This is a genomic window from Rhodococcus sp. BE178, assembly GCF_050433545.1.
Classification (GTDB): domain Bacteria; phylum Actinomycetota; class Actinomycetes; order Mycobacteriales; family Mycobacteriaceae; genus Prescottella.
This window is the reverse complement of the sequence record NZ_JBNPXA010000013.1, coordinates 170895-187598: the sequence shown is the minus strand read 5'-3', so window position 1 is coordinate 187598 and position 16704 is coordinate 170895. Positions and strand designations below refer to the sequence as shown.

General features: G+C 69.8%; 13 protein-coding genes. 5 read left to right on the top strand and 8 right to left on the bottom strand.

All coding sequences use genetic code 11. The features are described 5' to 3' along the window. Positions 1 to 156 precede the first annotated feature (156 nt). A complete protein-coding gene (pknB, locus tag J2X34_RS21305; RefSeq protein WP_429519675.1) occupies positions 157 to 2163 on the bottom strand; it encodes a Stk1 family PASTA domain-containing Ser/Thr kinase in 2007 nt (668 codons plus the stop codon). Positions 2164 to 2285: 122 nt separating this feature from the next. Here pknB and J2X34_RS21300 point away from each other — a divergent pair, with 122 nt between their 5' ends. Further along, positions 2286 to 2654, top strand: coding sequence for an Rv2175c family DNA-binding protein (locus J2X34_RS21300; RefSeq protein WP_114719270.1), 369 nt, complete (start codon positions 2286 to 2288; stop codon positions 2652 to 2654). Between the two features lie 59 nt (positions 2655 to 2713). Here the strand turns inward: J2X34_RS21300 and J2X34_RS21295 are convergent, their stop codons facing one another. The 4 genes from J2X34_RS21295 to J2X34_RS21280 form a co-directional block, all read right to left on the bottom strand. Continuing rightward, positions 2714 to 3649 (bottom strand): phytoene/squalene synthase family protein, encoded by a 936-nt coding sequence (locus J2X34_RS21295; RefSeq protein WP_429519691.1) that lies wholly within the window; start codon positions 3647 to 3649, stop codon positions 2714 to 2716. A 16-nt stretch (positions 3650 to 3665) separates the two neighbouring features. After that, positions 3666 to 5315 carry an alpha-(1->6)-mannopyranosyltransferase A gene (locus J2X34_RS21290; RefSeq protein WP_429519673.1) on the bottom strand — a complete coding sequence of 550 codons (1650 nt, stop codon included), beginning with the start codon at positions 5313 to 5315 and terminating at the stop codon, positions 3666 to 3668. Between the two features lie 102 nt (positions 5316 to 5417). Continuing rightward, complete coding sequence (crtI, locus tag J2X34_RS21285) at positions 5418 to 6977, bottom strand: phytoene desaturase family protein (protein WP_429519689.1); 1560 nt, start codon at positions 6975 to 6977, stop codon at positions 5418 to 5420. Then, on the bottom strand, positions 6977 to 8098 hold the full coding sequence (locus J2X34_RS21280) for a polyprenyl synthetase family protein (protein ID WP_429519671.1): 1122 nt from the start codon (positions 8096 to 8098) through the stop codon (positions 6977 to 6979). The genes crtI and J2X34_RS21280 overlap by 1 nt, the downstream gene beginning before the upstream one ends. A gap of 139 nt (positions 8099 to 8237) precedes the next feature. Between J2X34_RS21280 and metF the strand changes: the two genes are divergently transcribed. Further along, positions 8238 to 9218, top strand: coding sequence for a methylenetetrahydrofolate reductase [NAD(P)H] (metF, locus tag J2X34_RS21275; RefSeq protein WP_429519670.1), 981 nt, complete (start codon positions 8238 to 8240; stop codon positions 9216 to 9218). Positions 9219 to 9285: 67 nt separating this feature from the next. Here metF and J2X34_RS21270 read toward each other — a convergent pair whose 3' ends face one another. Next, positions 9286 to 10290, bottom strand: coding sequence for a hypothetical protein (locus J2X34_RS21270; RefSeq protein ID WP_429519668.1), 1005 nt, complete (start codon positions 10288 to 10290; stop codon positions 9286 to 9288). 120 nt (positions 10291 to 10410) lie between these two features. Between J2X34_RS21270 and J2X34_RS21265 the strand changes: the two genes are divergently transcribed. The 3 genes from J2X34_RS21265 (at position 10411) to J2X34_RS21255 (ending at position 14760) form a co-directional block, all read left to right on the top strand. Then, positions 10411 to 11028: a TetR/AcrR family transcriptional regulator gene (locus J2X34_RS21265; RefSeq protein WP_217487137.1), complete on the top strand. Its 618-nt coding sequence runs from the start codon at positions 10411 to 10413 to the stop codon at positions 11026 to 11028. Positions 11029 to 11276: 248 nt separating this feature from the next. After that, positions 11277 to 13718 carry a glycoside hydrolase family 3 protein gene (locus J2X34_RS21260; RefSeq protein ID WP_429519666.1) on the top strand — a complete coding sequence of 814 codons (2442 nt, stop codon included), beginning with the start codon at positions 11277 to 11279 and terminating at the stop codon, positions 13716 to 13718. A gap of 154 nt (positions 13719 to 13872) precedes the next feature. Next, positions 13873 to 14760, top strand: a complete 888-nt coding sequence (locus J2X34_RS21255; RefSeq protein ID WP_429519664.1) for an SGNH/GDSL hydrolase family protein — start codon at positions 13873 to 13875, stop codon at positions 14758 to 14760. A gap of 29 nt (positions 14761 to 14789) precedes the next feature. Here J2X34_RS21255 and J2X34_RS21250 read toward each other — a convergent pair whose 3' ends face one another. Both J2X34_RS21250 and J2X34_RS21245 read right to left on the bottom strand, forming a co-directional pair. Further along, a complete protein-coding gene (locus J2X34_RS21250; RefSeq protein ID WP_429519662.1) occupies positions 14790 to 15953 on the bottom strand; it encodes a glycosyltransferase in 1164 nt (387 codons plus the stop codon). 10 nt (positions 15954 to 15963) lie between these two features. Next, entirely contained in the window at positions 15964 to 16686 is a 723-nt protein-coding gene (locus J2X34_RS21245; protein WP_174914792.1) for an LppM family (lipo)protein, read from the bottom strand. Positions 16687 to 16704 lie beyond the last annotated feature (18 nt).

Sequence of the window (16704 nt, the reverse complement as noted above, 5' to 3'; positions counted from 1 at the left end):
CGCTGGTCCTCGGACAGTGAACTCGTCGGCCTCATACAACTGCTCCCCGGAAGTCGGAACTGAATTTCTCAGTCCAACTTCCGGGGAGCAGTTCACCTGCGCCCGCAGCGCACGAGGGGACCCTTCAGCCGTTCTCGGGGGATACAGGGGGACGGGTCAGGGGAAGGAGATCAGCGTGACGGTGCCGCCGGGGGCCACCCGGTCACCCGAACCCGGGTTCTGCGAGATCACCAGCGAGCGGTCCGACCCGGCCACCTGACGGACCTCGTACTGCAGGCCCAGGCGGGCCAGTTCCGACTTCGCGGAACCGACGGTGCGTCCGAGCATCGACGGCACCTTCACCGCGTTGGAGACGCGCAGTGTGACGCTCGACCCAGCCTTGACGCTCGTGCCCACCGCGGGGTCGGTGCCGATCGCGTCTCCGGCGTCGACATTCGCGTCGAACACCTGCTGCACGTCGCGGACAGTGATGCCCACCGAGTCCAGGGCCTGGCGGGCGGCGTCCTCCGACATCCCGGAGACGTTCGGGACGTCCACCGGCGGCGCGCCCTTGCTCCGGATCATCCGGACCTGGGAGCCGACGTCGAGCATCGTGCCGGGGGCCGGTTCGAGCGCGGCGATGCCACCGACCGGAACGCGCGCGCTGAACGCCTCGCCGCCGTCGACCGGGGCGAACGTGCGCTCACGCAGTGACGTCTCGACCGCGGAGACATCGCCGCGACCGCTGACCTCGGGAACCGTGGGACGGCCCAGCGACACCAACAGCGTCACGTCGGATCCGCGCGGCACCTTGGCGCCCGCGGCCGGATCGGTGCCGACCAGGGCATCGACCGCGACGGTGTTCGAGTACTCGCCCCGCGTCTGTGTGGAGAGCCCCGCGGCCTCGATCGCGGTTGTGGCGCCCGCGGTGTCGAGGCCGTCGATCGCCGGTATCGCGGCGTAGCGACCCGAGCCCAGCCACCAGCCGCCGAACCCGAGCCCGGCCGCGACCAGCAGGATCACCAGCAGCCACACCAGTACCGTGCGGCGGGACCGGCGCCGTTGCGCGTCGATGTCCCCGAAGCCGTGTTCGGCCGGTGGTTCGCTCTCGGGCGGGCTCTCCGGCAGCCGCGGCGTCGCGGTGGTGACGACCTTGGTGTGCTGGATGCCCGACTGCGGACCCTCCGTCGGCGCGGACATCACGGTCGTCGCATTCTCGGACGGCGCGGGTGCCGGTGCGGGCGGCCCCGCGGCATCGTGCGGGGTGCGCGTGGTGGCGGCGGTGGGGAAGCCGGACTGCTGTGCCGTCCGACGCGGAGCCGGAACCCGGTACGACGGCAACTGCAGCTGTGTGCACACCGAGCGCAACTCGGCCGCCATCGCACCGGCGTCGGCGAAACGTTCCTCGGGATCGCGCTCGGTGGCGCGGACCACGAGGTCGTCGAATTCCGCCGGAACGCCGTCGATGACACTGCCGGGTTCGGGAACGTCGTTGTCGATGCGCTGGTAGGCGATCGACAGCGACGTGTCGCCCGTGAACGGCGTCGTACCCGTCAGCATCTCGAACATCAGCACCCCGGCCGCGTAGACGTCGCTGCGGGCGTCCGCGGTGCCGGTGGTGACCTGCTCGGGGGACATGTAGGCGGCGGTGCCGAGGATGACGCTGCGCGACGTCGTGTTCGACGCGGCGATCGCCCGCACCAGACCGAAGTCGGCGATCTTGACGTCCCCCGAGTGCGAGATGAGCACGTTCTCGGGCTTGATGTCCCGGTGGACCAGGCCTGCGCGGTGCGCGACGGCGAGGGCCTCGAGAACAGGTCGGGCGACGGCAGCGGCGGCGTGCGGGGGCATCGGGCCGCGTTCGCGCAACAGCTCGCGCAGCGTGCCGCCCTCGACGAGCTCCATGACCAGGAAGGCGTGCTCGCCGTCGCTGCCCTGGTCGTGGACGCCGACCAGCCCGGGATGGTTGAGCCGGGCTACCGCGCGGGCCTCGAACTCGAAGCGCGCGAGGAACTGCGGATCGGCGGCGAACTGTGGGTCCATCACCTTGATCGCGACCGGTCGGTCCAAACGCAGGTCCATGCCGCGGTACACGGTGGACATGCCGCCGCGCGCGATGGGTGCATCGATGCGGTAGCGCCGATCGAGCACCACACCGATCAGTCGTCGACCTCCGGGATTCAAGCTCGCGCCCCCTCGTTCCTTCCACAGATTCAGTTCGATCGTAGTCAGCCCGCGTCACCGTCCCTGTCCCCACGAAGGGACCGTGGTCGAAGCCGCGGTGCGGACCCGATAACGTTACGGGAGTGAGTGCTATCCCTTACTGCGATGACGTGTTGGACCGATCGATCTCTCTGCTGCAGTTGGCAGACGTGTCGAAGCAGATGGGTCTCGTCGTCACCCACGTGCACCAGTTGCTGCGCGACCACGAGCTGATCGCGGTTCGCCGTGACAGCGTCCTCGGCGTTCCGGAGGCGTTCTTCGGCGACGACGGACAGCCCGTCCGTCTGCTGCCGGGACTGATCCGCGTGCTCAAGGACGGCGGTTACGAGGACGAGGAAATCATGCGGTGGCTGTTCGCCGAGGACGATTCGCTGCCCGGTACGCCCATCGATGCGATGCACGGTGACCTGGCGCGTGAGGTCGTCCGCCGCGCACAGTCGATGGCGTTCTGAGTTTCCGGCCGGGTCGGGTCGCGGGTAGGTCCGCGGCCCGGACCCGGTGCGCTGTGTCGTCAGCGGTCCCGCACGGTCAGCGTTCGCGCGAGCAGCGGCAACGCAACCGCCAGCCGTCGGTGCCGAGGAACCGTCGCGCGCCGGTCGAGGACTCGGAACCCGCTGTCCTCCACCTCGTCGAGGATCTCGGAGTACAGCACGAAGGCGGCGCGCATCCCCGGACGGACACGGGGCTCGAGCATGTCCAGTCCCGGCTCCGCCTGCCGGTAGAGCGCTCGCGTCAGGGCAGTGAAGTGGGCCAGCGCCCGCCGCAGCCGCGGGTCGACCGTCCCGGTGCGCCGACAGCGATGCAACAGTTCCTCGTCCACCCCGAACGTGGTCCAGGTGTCGGCGGGTAGGTACACCCGCCCACGGTCGAGATCCTCGCCGACGTCGCGGATGAAATTGGTCATCTGGAAGGCCTCGCCCAGCGCCACCGCCCGGGGCGAGGCCTCCGCGAGGGATGTCGTGGTGCCCAGGACGGGCAGCATCTGCAGGCCGATCACCGCGGCCGATCCGTGCATGTACCGCCGCAGCGCGTCCATGTCGGGATAGTTCGCGCGGTACGTCGGCGTGCCCGGGATGTCCATCCGCATCGAGTCGAGGAACGAGCGGAAGTGGGCGACCGGGATGTCGTAGCGGCGGATCGTGTCGGCGAGGGCCGTGACGACCGCACCGGTGCGGGGATCGTCCACGGGGCGTCCGGCGAGTGCATCGTCGAGACGAGACTCGACAAGGTCGACCGCTGCCGCACGCTCGGCCGGTGGCCGGCCGGCGCAGTCGACGTCGACGACGTCGTCGACCGTGCGCGCGAACCCGTACAGGGCGTGGACGGCGGGCCGTCGCTCCGGCGGCAGCAGGCGGGTCGCGAGGTAGTAGGTGCGGCCGTGCTCGGCGGCGAGCCGACGGCAGTGCCGGTACGCCGCGGCGAGGTCGTCCGTGGGGGTTGCTCGGATCACAGCGCTGGTCGGGTCACACTGCTGGTCGGGTCACCGACGAGCGCTGCTCGGCGGCGTCGGTCATCTCGTCGACCGCCACCGCGGCCGCCGCGGCCGCGGCAGCCGCCACCGCGGCCGCCGCGGCCGCGGCACGGGGTTTGTCGGACACCGACCGCAGACGCAGCGGGTCGACGGTCCTGAGGGACACCGCAGCCACGACAGCGGCGAAGGTGGCCAGCGCGACGTGTAAGAACGTGTAGAGCCCGATCGACCCGTCCGGCTGGAACACCAGCATGAGCCACGTCGACAGACCGACGAGGATCTGCAGCGTTCGGGTCGACATTGCAAAGCCGGCGGCGATCGAGAGCGGCCACGAGTAGTACCAGGGCAGTGCGGCGGGGGAGAGGACGACGATCGCGACGAGGGCGACGAGGATGCCCATGACTGCGTCGCGCTCGGTCTTGCGGAACCGCCACCACACCGCGACGAGGATTGCGACGAGCGCGACCGCACAGATCATGCGGGTGATCTCGAGGGCCGGTTGACCGGCGTGCAGCTCGCTGCTCACCGTGACGATGTGCGCCAGGAACGTCGGCAGCGACAGCCAGTTGATGATCTTCGCGGAGCCGGACAGCGCGGTGAGCCACCCGATCCCGACACCGGCGGCCGCCGAGGCCGCGGTGAAGATCGCGACGAACACCGCGAACCCGGTGCCCGCGGTCTTGAAGAAGGCCGCCAGGGGTGTCGCGGGTTCACGGCCCTCGGCCAGCGCCTTGTCGCGCTCGTGGATCATCCAGATCCACACGATGAACGGCAGCGCGATCCCTGCCATGGCCTTCACCGCGACGCCGAGTGCGATGATCGCGACAGCCGCGACATGCTTGCGATCCAGCGCGAGAGTGATGCCGGCGACCATCAGGCCGACCATCAGAAGCTCGTTGTGGACGCCACCGATGAGATGGATCAGCACCAGCGGGTTGAGGACAGCGAGCCACAGCGCGATCGCCGGGTTGCCGCCGAGCTGACGGGCCAGCCGGGGCAGCGCCCACACCATCAGCGCCAGACCCGGAAGCATCGTCAGACGCAGCATCATCGTGCCCGCGACGACGTTGTCACCGGTGATGGTCGTGATGCCCTGGCCGAGCAGTAGTGAGATCGGGCCGTACGGTGCGGTGGTGGTGGTCCACACGTTGCTGACGTTGTCGAGCAGGATGCCCGGGTTGACGACGGGTCCCACCGCGTACGGATCGAAGCCGTCCCGCAGAAGGGCTCCCTGCGCCAGGTAGGAGTACGCGTCCCGGCTGAACATCGGGACCGCGAGCAGCATCGGCGCGGTCCACACCGGGACCGTCCACGTCAGCGCTCGGAGGCCGACACTGCCCTTGATCGTGGCTCGGCCGAGGCGCACCCACGCGGTGATCATCGCCAGGACGCCGCCCCAGATGACGATCGTCGACAGGACGTAGCCGTGACCGAAGCGCAGCCACGACAGGCTCATATCCTCGAGCAGCGGATCGTGCCGACGGACGCTGCCGGCGCCGAAGCCGCCGAACGTGATCATCAGGGCGCCGACGAAACCGAGAACCGTCGAATGTCCCTCGGGGGTGCGCAGATAATCGGCGCTCGAACGCAGCCAGGACCGCTCGGTAACGGCAGCGTCGTGGATTCCGGAAGAGGCCGACATCGGTGCAGGTTCCTCCCCGGAAGGATCGTTCGGTGATATCCGGCCGCGTCGTGACGGTCGGACAGCATGGGACGGGTAGTCAGTTTAGTGCGTCGGCGGCAATTATCGGGCAAGCACCGGCTTCGGCCGTCCGCACACGCGCTCGGCGGCGAGTTTGCCCGAGATCAAAACCGTCGGGACGCCGACGCCGGGTGTCGTTCCGGATCCCGCCAGAACGACGTTCGCCGGCCGTCTGACCAGGTTGCGGCGCCGGAACGGCCCGGTCTGCCGGAAGATGTGGGCCGGAGCGAACGGGCTCCCGGCCGCCATCCCCTGACGGGCCCACGTGGCAGGCGTATCGATGTGATCAACGGCATAGTCGGTGCCGATGTCGTGGTATCCGCGCTGTTCCAGGGTCTGCAGGAGCTCGCTCGCGTACGCGTCGGTCAATGCCGACCAGTCGAGCGGGGCGCTGTCGAGGTTCGGGCACGGCGCCAGCACCGACAGTGGTTCGTGTTCGACGCCGTCACGGTTGAGGATCAGCCCGGGATCGGTCACCGCGGGGCGGGTGATCAGCAGGGACGGATCGCTCATCAGGCGGCCGCGTCCGGGCCGCGCCGCGATCTCGGCGAACGTGCGCTCCCACTCCGCGCCGAAGTCGATCGTGTGGTGGTGTGGCGCACCCCACCGCGTGCTGGTGACGCGGGGGACCGTGCCGTGCAGCACGACGGCCGACGGCGAGATCCGCTGACGACGGACGCGTCGGGTCGCCAGCAGGTCGTCCACGATCGGCAGGTCGGGGGTGAGGACGAGCGCATCGCACGGAAACGAACGACCGTCGGCGGTGTGCACGGTGCGCACCCGGTCACCGGACCGCTCGATGCGGGTCACCTCGGTGCCCAGGTGCAGGGTGCCGCCGGCCGAGGTGAAGGCGTCGGCCATCGACTCGGCGATGGTGCGCATCCCGCCCTCGGGGAACGACACCCCGAGCGAGGTGTCCATGTGCGCGATCGCGCCGTACACCGCGAGCGCCTTCGCCGGCGCCACACCCGCGTACAGGGCCTGGAACGTGAAGATCCGCTGCAGCCGTGGATCGGTGACCCGCCGGGCCACCTGACCGCCGAGCCGGCCGAAGCCGCCCGCCGCGAGCAGGCGCGCCAGATCGGTCGCCGACTTCCGGGTGGAGAACAGATCCAGCGGTGAGTCGAAGTTGGCGTCGATGAACGTGTCGAACTCGGCGTCGAATACCCGGGCCAGCCACCGGCGCAGATCCAGATAGCGGCGTGCCTCGTCCGGTCCGCAGACCCGGGCGACCTCGGCGACCATCCGCTCGGGGTCGGAGTGCACGTCGATCGTCGAGCCGTCCGCGAAACGCGCATGGTACGCGGGAGCCAACCGATGCAACCGCAGCGGCGGCGTCGTCGTGTCGAAGTCCGCGCCGACGGCGGCGAGCGCGTCGCGCACCAGTTCGGGCATCGTCAGCACGGTGGCGCCGCTGTCGATCACGTACCCGGGGCCCCGGTACGTTCCGACGCGCCCGCCCGGACGGTCGTCACGCTCGAGCAGCGTCACGTCCCGGCCGCGCCCCCGCAGATGCAGCGCGGCGGCCAGCCCGGCCAGCCCGGCGCCGACCACCACGACCCGGTCGGTGGCGCCCGGAACGGTGCGCACACCCACGGCGATCAGGCGTCCCGGCGGGTGACGGCGATCGCCATCTCCCGCAGTCGCCGCTTGCCCTCGTCGGTGGCCGTGCTGCCGTCGAGCGCCGCGAGTGCGTCGGCGGTGAGTTCGGAGATGCGACGTTCGGCGTCGTCGACGGCGCCCAGGTCGGTGATCACGGTGCGCAGCCGCGCGACCTGCGTATCGGACAGGTCGGTGCCGATCGACTCACGCAGCAGCGCCGCGGCCGCCGGATCGGTGGCGTCGGCGCGCTGCAGGGCCTCCGCGAACAACACGGTGCGCTTGCCCGCGCGCAGGTCGTCGCCGGAGGGCTTGCCGGTGACCTCGGGATCGCCGAAGACCCCGAGCAGATCGTCGCGGAGCTGGAACGCGATGCCGATGTCGGTGCCGAACCGGCGGTAAGCCTCGACCAGGGCGTCGTCGGCCCCCGCCAGTGCCGCACCCAGGTGTAGCGGGCGTTCGATCGTGTACGCGGCCGTCTTGAAGCGGTTGACGCGCAGCGCGGCCTCGATCGATTCGTCCGCGCGCACCTCGTCGCTGATGTCGAGGAACTGACCACCCAGGACCTCGGTCCGCATCGCCGACCACACGGGGGAGATGCGGGCGAGGGTCTCCGGCGCGAGCCCGGCCTCGCGGACCATGTCGTCGGCCCAGGCCAGTGCCAGATCGCCCAACAGGATCGCGACGGCCCGGCCGAATTCCGCGCTGCCGCCGCTCCACTGCTGCGCGCTGTGCTGATCGGCAAACTCGACGTGCACGGTGGGGAACCCCCGACGCGTGGTGGACGCGTCGATGATGTCGTCGTGGACCAGTGCGCACGCCTGCACCAGTTCCAGTGCCGACGCACTCCGCAGTACCGCGTCCGCCTGCGCGCCCTCGGGGTCGCCACCGGCTGCGAGCCAGCCCGTCCACGCGAAGACCGGACGCACCCGCTTGCCGCCGCGCAGCACGAAGCTCTCGAGGGTCGCGACAGCGTTCTCGTAGCCGCCGCCGACCGAACGGATCGTGTCGGCCCGCGACGCGAAGAAATCGCGGAGCGCACCCTCGACGAGATCGGTGAGCGGTGGGGTGGACCGGGAAGGGCGAGTGGACTCGCCGGCTCCAGCGGACAGGACAGCCTCCAAGTTGAGTACGGACCGGCGCGCGGCGGCGACCGTGGCGCAAAGCCTCGACACCACCATAGTGGTCGCTCGGATGCCGAGGCTGCCGGTACGGACCCCACTCGATGCGGGTGAAACAGGGAGGCCAACCTATGCTGGATCGGTGACATTCGATGCCGTTCGGGGGCGCAACAGCGCGGGTTGGGAGACCCAGACCCCATCGATCGTGGACCGGATCAGCTCGTCGGAAGCTTCCAAGAGTGGTCGGATCCCCTTCTCAGTCGAGTTCTCGCCCCCGCGTGACGCGGACGCCGAGGCGCGTCTGTGGCGCGCGGTCCGCGAGTTCGAGCGACTCGGACCGGCGTTCGTGTCCATGACGTACGGCGCGGGCGGCTCGACACGCGATCGCACCGTCCGGGTCACCGGCCGGCTCGCGGAGGACACCACGCTGCTCCCCGTGGCGCACTTGACCGCGGTGGGGCACAGCATCGACGAACTGCGTGCGATGTGCGGCGCCTACGCCGATCGCGGTATCAGCAACATCCTCGTGCTCCGGGGCGACCCGCCCGGTGATCCGCTGGGTGAGTGGGTCAAGCATCCCGACGGCGTCGAGTACGCCGAGGAACTGGTCCGTCTGGTCCGCGACATGGGCGACTTCCATGTGGGTGTGGCCTCGTTCCCGGAAGGCCACTACCGGGCGCCCGACCTCGAACACGACACGAAGTACCTCGTGTCCAAGCTGCGGGCCGGCGCCGAGTACTCGATCACCCAGATGTTCTTCGACGTCGACGATTATCTGCGACTGCGCGACCGCGTCGTGGCGTACGACCCCGAGCAGGGCGAGAAGCCGATCATCCCCGAGATCATGCCGATCACGTCGCTGCGCTCGGCCCGTCGCAGCCTGGAGCTGTCCGGATCGAAGCTGCCGGCCGCGCTGGAGGAGCGGCTCACCCGGGCTGCGGGTGACGGTCCGGAGGAGAACCGTGCCGCGGTGCGTGAGATCGGTATCGAGGTCGCGACCGAGATGAGCGAGCGGTTGATCGCCGAGGGCGCGCCGTGCCTGCACTTCATCACGCTCAACTTCGCGCGGGCCACCGGTGAGGTGCTGGCGAACCTGGGAATGTCTGCCTCGACGTCGGTATGACGGGCCGGACGCGTCCGCCCATTGGGTGAGTGCCGGCCGCGGAGTCGCCCGGCTCTCACCCGTCGGTTCATCCGGTGATGTTGCTCGTCTGATTGCTCCAGTCGGGGTCGCCGAACAGTTCGCCGGTTCCCGAGACGAAGGCGCTGTGCGCCCGGGTGTCACCCTGCAGTCGGTCCATGACCCAGGCCGTGAGGTAGCCGAGGAAGCCGGTCACGCCGTTCACACAGCCCCGGTTGTCCGGGGTGCAGCCCGGCTGGCCCTGAATGTCGTTGTGGTTGGGGCCGTTCAGGGTTGCCCGCACCTTGGTCAACGATTCCGGAGTCGCCTCGTAGTAGGCCTGTGCGGACTGGATGCCGATCATCTGCCACGGCAGCGGCTGGGTGGACGGCGAGATCGGGCTGTCGGAGCCGTTGACGTAGAAGACCGAGCCGGTGGTGAGCTCCCGGGGGTCCGTGCAAGTCGTCATCCCCTCCGGTTTCGGTAACCCGAGCGTGCACATGTACTGGCCGGGGAGCTCGATGGGGACCGCGGTCCTGACGGTGCCGCCGGAGTGCGCGGTCGCGTTGAGGGTGCCGACCGCGCCCTGGGAGTGCCCCATCGCGCCGACGGCGTCGGTGTCCAGCTTCTGATGGAAGACGCTGGACGGATCACCGTCCTGGCGCCGGAGGAAGTCCACCGCTTCCAGCATCTCCCGGCCGGAGCCCGTGTTGGTGTTGTCGGCCGCGATCACCACGAAGCCCCAGGACGCCAGGTGCGAGAGCAGATAGTCGTACTGGTGCGGGTGGGCGAAGGTGCCGTTGCCCCAGGTGATGATCGGGTGCCGCTCCCCGTTCGCGCCGAGGTCGGTGGGGTACCAGACATCGAACCCGGCGCCGGTGGAGTCGCAGCAGCCGAAGCCCTTCTGCGTGGTCACCTCCCACGGTCCGCGGTCGGAGTACGTGGATTCGACGGTCTTCGTGGGCCCGGCGGCCGACGTGGGAATCCCACCCGCTTGTGCGGTGGTGCCGGCGGCGACCACTGCCGTGATCGCGGTGACGAGGACGACGAGACTTTTCCGCAAGCGACGTGTCATAGGTCGAGAGGGTAGGCATCGCGCCTAGCAGGAATTAGGCTTTGTGATGGTATCGTTATAATACTGCCGTCATTCGCGGCCGCCAAGTGAGTCGAACGCCGCCGTCGCTAGGCTCGTACCGTGACGGAGCGACAGCGGGGCGGGCGGGCGGCCAGGGCGGAAGCGCGGCGTGAGGCCATCCTCGACGCGGCGATGACGGTGATCGCCGAGCGTGGCTATCGGGCAACGACGCTCGCTGCCGTGGCGGAACGCGTCGGGCTGACCCAGCCCGGTCTTCTGCATTACTTCCCCAGTAAGGAACACCTCCTGGTCGGCGTGCTCGAGGCTCGCGACCGGTGGGATGTCGCTGCGTTCCTCGCAGGGGCCACGGATGCGCGCCTGTCGCACCTCGAGCAGGTTGTCGAGTTCAACGCCGAACGTCCCGGTGTCGTCCAGACCTTCACCGCGTTGGCGGCGGAGAGTGCGATCGGCCAGCATCCGGCACGGGAGTTCTTCACTGAGCGTTATGCCGGTGCGCGTGAGGTTTTCGCCGAGTTGCTGCGGCGGGAGTTCGGCGATCGACTGCCCGGTGGTCTCACGCCGGAACAGGCGTCGCCGTTGTTGATCGCGGTCTTGGACGGCATGCAGATCCAGTGGCTCCTGGCTCCTGAGGATGTCGACATGCCCGCTGCCTTCCGTAACTTCGTCGCGCTGCTCGCCCTGGGTGATCGTTCCGAGGACGGCACCGGCCGACGCTGACGCGAACCTCTCGCGCGGTTGCTCATCGGCACCACGGCCCCCGTCGATGCTAAATATAACGTTTTCATATCAACGCCTATCACTCATTAGGTGATCGTGTCAGTATCGAACCGCTGTGGCGCCACCCAGCTGCCCAGTCGGCCGCATCCTCGCCGGGATCGGCGAATCGACTTGTTCGCCAACCGGTTTCATTCTGGTGGACGCGGTTCGCTGGTTGCTGAAACCGTTCGATGACAAAGGAATTCACGATGGAGAACGAAGCCGTACGCGAGGCCGTCGAATCGGCGCTCGCCAAGCTGGATCTGGACGCGAAGGCGCGACTGCTCCAGGGGCAGGACATCTGGACCCTGCCGCCGCTCCCCGAGATCGGTCTCGGCTCCGTCGTGATGTCCGACGGCCCTGTCGGCGTGCGCGGGGCCAGCTGGGGTCCGGAGGACCCGTCCGTCCTGCTGCCCTCGCCGACCGCGATGGCCGCGACCTGGGATCCCGAGCTGATCGCCCGGGCGGGGACGCTGCTCGCGCAGGAGGCGCGCCGCAAGGGCGTGCACCTGCTGCTCGCTCCCACCGTGAACATGCACCGCACCCCCGTCGGTGGCCGGCACTTCGAGGCGTACTCCGAGGATCCGCTGCTCACCGGCGCGATCGGCTCCGGCTTCGTCCGCGGCGTGCAGTCCGGCGGCGTCGGAGCCACCGTCAAGCACTTCGTGGCCAACGACGCCGAGACCGACCGGATGAGTGTCGACAACATCGTCTCCCCGGAGGCCCTCCGCGAGCTCTACCTCGCGCCGTTCGAGGCGATCGTCGAGGATGCCCGACCGTGGGCGATCATGTCCGCCTACAACGGCGTCAACGGCACCACGATGAGCGAACACACCGAACTGCTCAGGGGCGTCCTCCGCGACGAGTGGGGCTTCGACGGGATCGTGGTCTCCGACTGGATGGGCACCCGCTCGACGGTGGGCGCGATCCTCGGCGGCCTCGACGTCGCGATGCCCGGCCCGGTGTCCGTCTACGGCGAGCTCCTCGTCAAAGCGGTCCGGGACGGGGAGGTCGACGAGTCCGTCGTCGACGAGGCCGTGCGTCACGTCCTGTTGCTCGCGGCGCGTGTCGGGCTGCTCGAGGGCGCCCCGGCCGCGGTCGCCGAGTTCCCCGCCGCGGTCGACGGCCGCGAGATCGCGCGCGAGGTCGCCCGGCGCTCCTTCGTGCTCGCCCGCAATGCCGAGGTCGACGCCGCCCCGGTGCTGCCGATCGACCCTGCCGAGACCACCGTCGCGCTGATCGGCCTGGCCGCGCGGGACGCCCGCGTGCTCGGCGGAGGATCCGCCATGGTCTTCCCCGAGGCTGTCGTCTCCCCCCTCGCCGGGCTGACCGCCGCGCTGCCCGACGGCAAGCTGAGCTACAGCGTCGGCACGGCGCTGAGCGACGAGATGGGCGTCGCCGACCACGGATTCGAGCTGCGCGCCCGCTGCTACGCCGCCGACGGCTCGCTGCAGCGCGAGCTCCCGCTGGCGAACGGCAACATCATGTGGATGGGCGACCTCCCCGAGGGCATCGACTACGAGGCGTTGCAGACCATCGAGATCATCGGCGCCTTCACGCCCGAGCAGTCCGGCCCGCACCGCTTCGGCACCAAGGGCATCGGCCAGTTCACCCTGACCGTCGACGGCGAGACGCTGTTCGAGGGCGACCAGGCGCTGGAGAGCTTCGACCCGTTCGAGATGCTCTTCGGCTCGCCGAAGGACCGCGGCGTCGTGGAGCTCGAGGCGGGCCGGACGGTCAAGGTGGTCCTGCGGTACACCCCGATGAAGATGGAGGGTTCTCCCATCGCCATCGTCAGCTTCAGTCTCGGACACCTCGAGCCGCAGCGTGACCCCGAGGAGCTCATGGCCGAGGCCGTGGCCGCCGCCACCGAGGCGGACGTGGCCGTCGTCGTCGTCGCCACCACCGACAAGGTGGAGTCGGAAGGCTTCGACCGCACCACGCTGAAGCTGCCGGGTCGTCAAGACGAGTTGGTGGCCCGTGTGGCCGCGGCCAACCCGAGAACCGTCGTCGTCGTCAATGCCGGTTCGCCGGTGGAGATGCCGTGGCGCGACGAGGTCGTGGCGGTGCTGCTGAGCTGGTTCCCCGGGCAGGAGGCCGGCGCCGCACTGGCCGACGTGCTGGCCGGTGTGGCCGAGCCCGGCGGCCGGCTGCCGACCACCTGGCCCGCCACGCTCGCCGACTGCCCGGTCACCGACGTCACCCCTGTCGACGGCAAGCTCGCCTACGCCGAGGGCCTGTTCATCGGTTACCGCGCGTGGGATCGGTCCGACGTCGAGCCCGCGTATCCCTTCGGGCACGGCCTCGGCTACACGACCTGGGCGTACGAGGGCGTCGAGCGGGACGCGGACACCGTCACCGTGACCGTCCGCAACACCGGATCCCGGCGCGGACGCGAGGTCGTGCAGGTCTATCTCGCGCCGGTCGAGGCGCACGCAGACCGGCCGGCCCGGGCGCTCGCGGGCTTCGCGACCGTCGAGGCATCGCCCGGCGACGCCGTCACCGCGACGATCACCCTGCCCCGCCGGGCGTTCGAGATCTGGGACGAGGAAAGCCGCTCGTGGGCCTACCAACCCGGGGCGTACGACCTTCAGGTCGGCCGGTCGTCCGGGGATTGCCCCGTCACTCTGCGGATCGAGACGATGGAGTAGCCGTCCGGTCCAGCTCCACCAGTTCCTTGCCAGGCGTTGCGATCAGAACGTTTGTATGCCGTATGCGGCCATCATCTGGGGCGGCAGCCGGTGCGCGCGAGTCCACCCGATCGGTTCTTCCGGCCGATCGCATCCGAGTTGGGGGAGACGCATTATGGCAACAAGAATCACGGGCAGACGATGGAAGGCGATGGCGGCCGTGCTGGCGGCCGCGTCAGGGATGGCGGCTCACGCCGTCGCCCTGGCGTCGCCGGCCGCCGCGCTGCCCGGCGGTACCGAGTATGTGAATCTCGGCGACAGTTTCAGTGCGGGATCGGGCGTCGCTCCGATCGCGTCCGGACAGCTGCCGCAGTGCTGGCAGTCCGAACAGAACTTCGCACACATCGTGGCAGCCGAATCGGGTTATCGGCTCACCGACGTCAGCTGCGGCGGCGCCAAGACCGGGGACTTCTACCAACCACAGTATCCGGGGACCCGGGCCCAACTCGACGCGCTGTCCCCGTCGACCGAGCTCGTGACCGTCATGATCGGCGGAAACAACAACGACACCTTTGCCGGCGCCATGGCGACCTGTATCGGTGCCTGGGCGGTCAGTCCCGGCGCCTTCGACCCGTGCAAGTCGCGATACGGCGCGGGCCTGTTCGAACCGATCACCAGCCAGACCTACCCGGCGCTCGTCAAAGCGCTCGAGGACGTACATGCCCGCGCCCCGCGAGCCCATGTCGTCGTTGTCGGGTACCCGTGGTTGCTGCCGGCGACCGGAGGCTGCTTTCCGCAGTTCCCGATCGCGCAGGGCGACGTCCCGTATCTGCGTGATCTCCAGGCGACGCTCAACGACGCGATCGCGCGAGCGGCCGCCGAGACGGGTACGTCGTTCGTCGACATGGCCCGGGTATCGGAAGGGCACGACGGCTGTAAGCCGGTGGGGGAGCGGTGGATCGAGCCGCTGGTCTACTCCGCGCAGCCGGTGCCGGTGCATCCGAATGCAGACGGCGAACGCGCCCTCGCGAGGGAGGTCGCCGCGGTGATCGCGAACGGCTAGCGAACGCCGAGTGCTGCCACGGTACGGGGCTAGCCGATCGCCCGGCCCTTCCACCGCAGTCCGCCACGTCGGCGGTCCCGGTGGGAGGCGACGGTGAGGCCGATCAGGCCGACGATCGACACCGGGTGGGCGGCCGCGTCCAGGAGGTCGCCCACCCGGGGTCGTCGTCCGGTCTCGACCGTGCGCGCAGCAAGTCTCGAGGCGGTGGCTGCGGCGTAGCCCACAGCGCCCCACCGGCGGGTGTTGCCGCGCCCGAACAGCATCGCGGCCGGCGGCACCAGATAGGTCAGTGCGGCCGCCGCGGCAACCGCCGTCGATCCGGCGGCCGAGCCGTACGCCGTCCACAACCAGCGGGTGTATCCGGCACGCAGCGCGGCGGGGCCGACATACATCCGGCACGTCGCCTTGTCCTCCGCGGCCACGACCGCGGTCCGTCCGCCCCGCCGGCGCAGCTCCCGGGCGATGTCGAGATCCTCGGTGAGGCTGTCGGCGACGACGGCATGCCCGCCCATCCGGAAGTAGGCCGCGGCGTCGAACACGAGGAACTGCCCGCAGGCCACCGCCGTCGACGGGCGGCGGCTGTCGTTGGCGACGCGCACCGGCAGCATCGAGAACCACGACCAGCACAGCAGCGGCTGGATGATGCGTTCGGTGGCCGAGACTGCCTCCTGACGGGGCCACGGGGAGACGAGGTCGGCGCCGGTGCGGCGTAACTCCGTCACGGCGGCCGCGAGGGCGTCCGGGGCCAGTCGCACGTCGGCGTCGAGGAAGACCAGCACACCCGGCCGTCGCGGATCGACCAGTCGGGCCGCGTGCTCGGAGGCGGTCCGGCAGGCAGCGGTCTTGCCCAACCATCCGGGTGGCGGGGCCTGCGTGGTTCGGATCAGCGCGAAGCGGCTGTCGCCGTCGAAGGCGCGTTCGGCGACCAGTGCCGTCGCATCGGTGGAGTCGTCGTCGAGGACGATCACGCGCAGCGTGCCGAGGAGGGTCTGGCCGCGTAGATCCTCGAGGAGACCGGCGATCCGGTGTGCCTCGTTCCGGGCCGGCACCAGGACCGTCACGGGTTCGGTCACCGGTTCGGCGTGCAGTCGGGGCAACCCGGCGACGTTCGCGGCCGTGACGGCGGCCGCCGCGAGCGCGAGCCCGGTACCCGCGCGGGTCGCGACGGCGAGCGGTTCGAACGGTGGAACCACTATCGAAGGCTCACCGTGTCGACGTCTCGAGAGGCTCCTCGCGGCGAGGCCCGGACGGTGTTCTGCGGTTGCGGGTGGCCCACGCCATCACACCGACGATCGCCGCGACGGCGATCGTGACGCCGGCCGCCATACCCGCCCATCCGGCGAAACTGCGGGTCTTGGGATCGGCGTAGCGAACCTCGGCGCGCAGCGTGCTGACCTCGCCGGCCGGGAGCTTCCACGTGATGGTCGAATCGCCCTCGCGAGTGCCGTTGGTCGTGGCGACCCGGGCCGGGAAGGCGATCGTGAACTGTACGTCGGTGCCCTGGGCCGGAACGTTCTCGAGATCGATCCGACCGCTGAGGTTCACCAGATCACCGGCCCGCTGCAGCGACAACTGCAGGGCACCGTCGGTCTGCCCCGACATGCCACCGAGATCCTGGACGTCGCCGAACGACAGTCCGCTGAAGAACGCCTCGGTTCCGACGTACCCGTCCTTCTGGTACTCCTGCACCCGGATCCGGTTGGCGAGCGACGGGGGCGGGGTCAGCTGTGGACCCTTGTCGTTCTCGTCCTTGGGGACGGTGGCTGCCACGATCTGCCCCGAGACCTTGTCGTCGGCCGACACGCCCATCGACACCTGCACACGCAGACACCCCGCCAGCAGCGGCACCGTGATCAGTGCGAGTGCCGCGGTCGAGAACAGGCGACGGAACCGGGTACGTGATGGCGATGGCGTGGACGGCTGCACAGGGGTCATCGTGCCAGG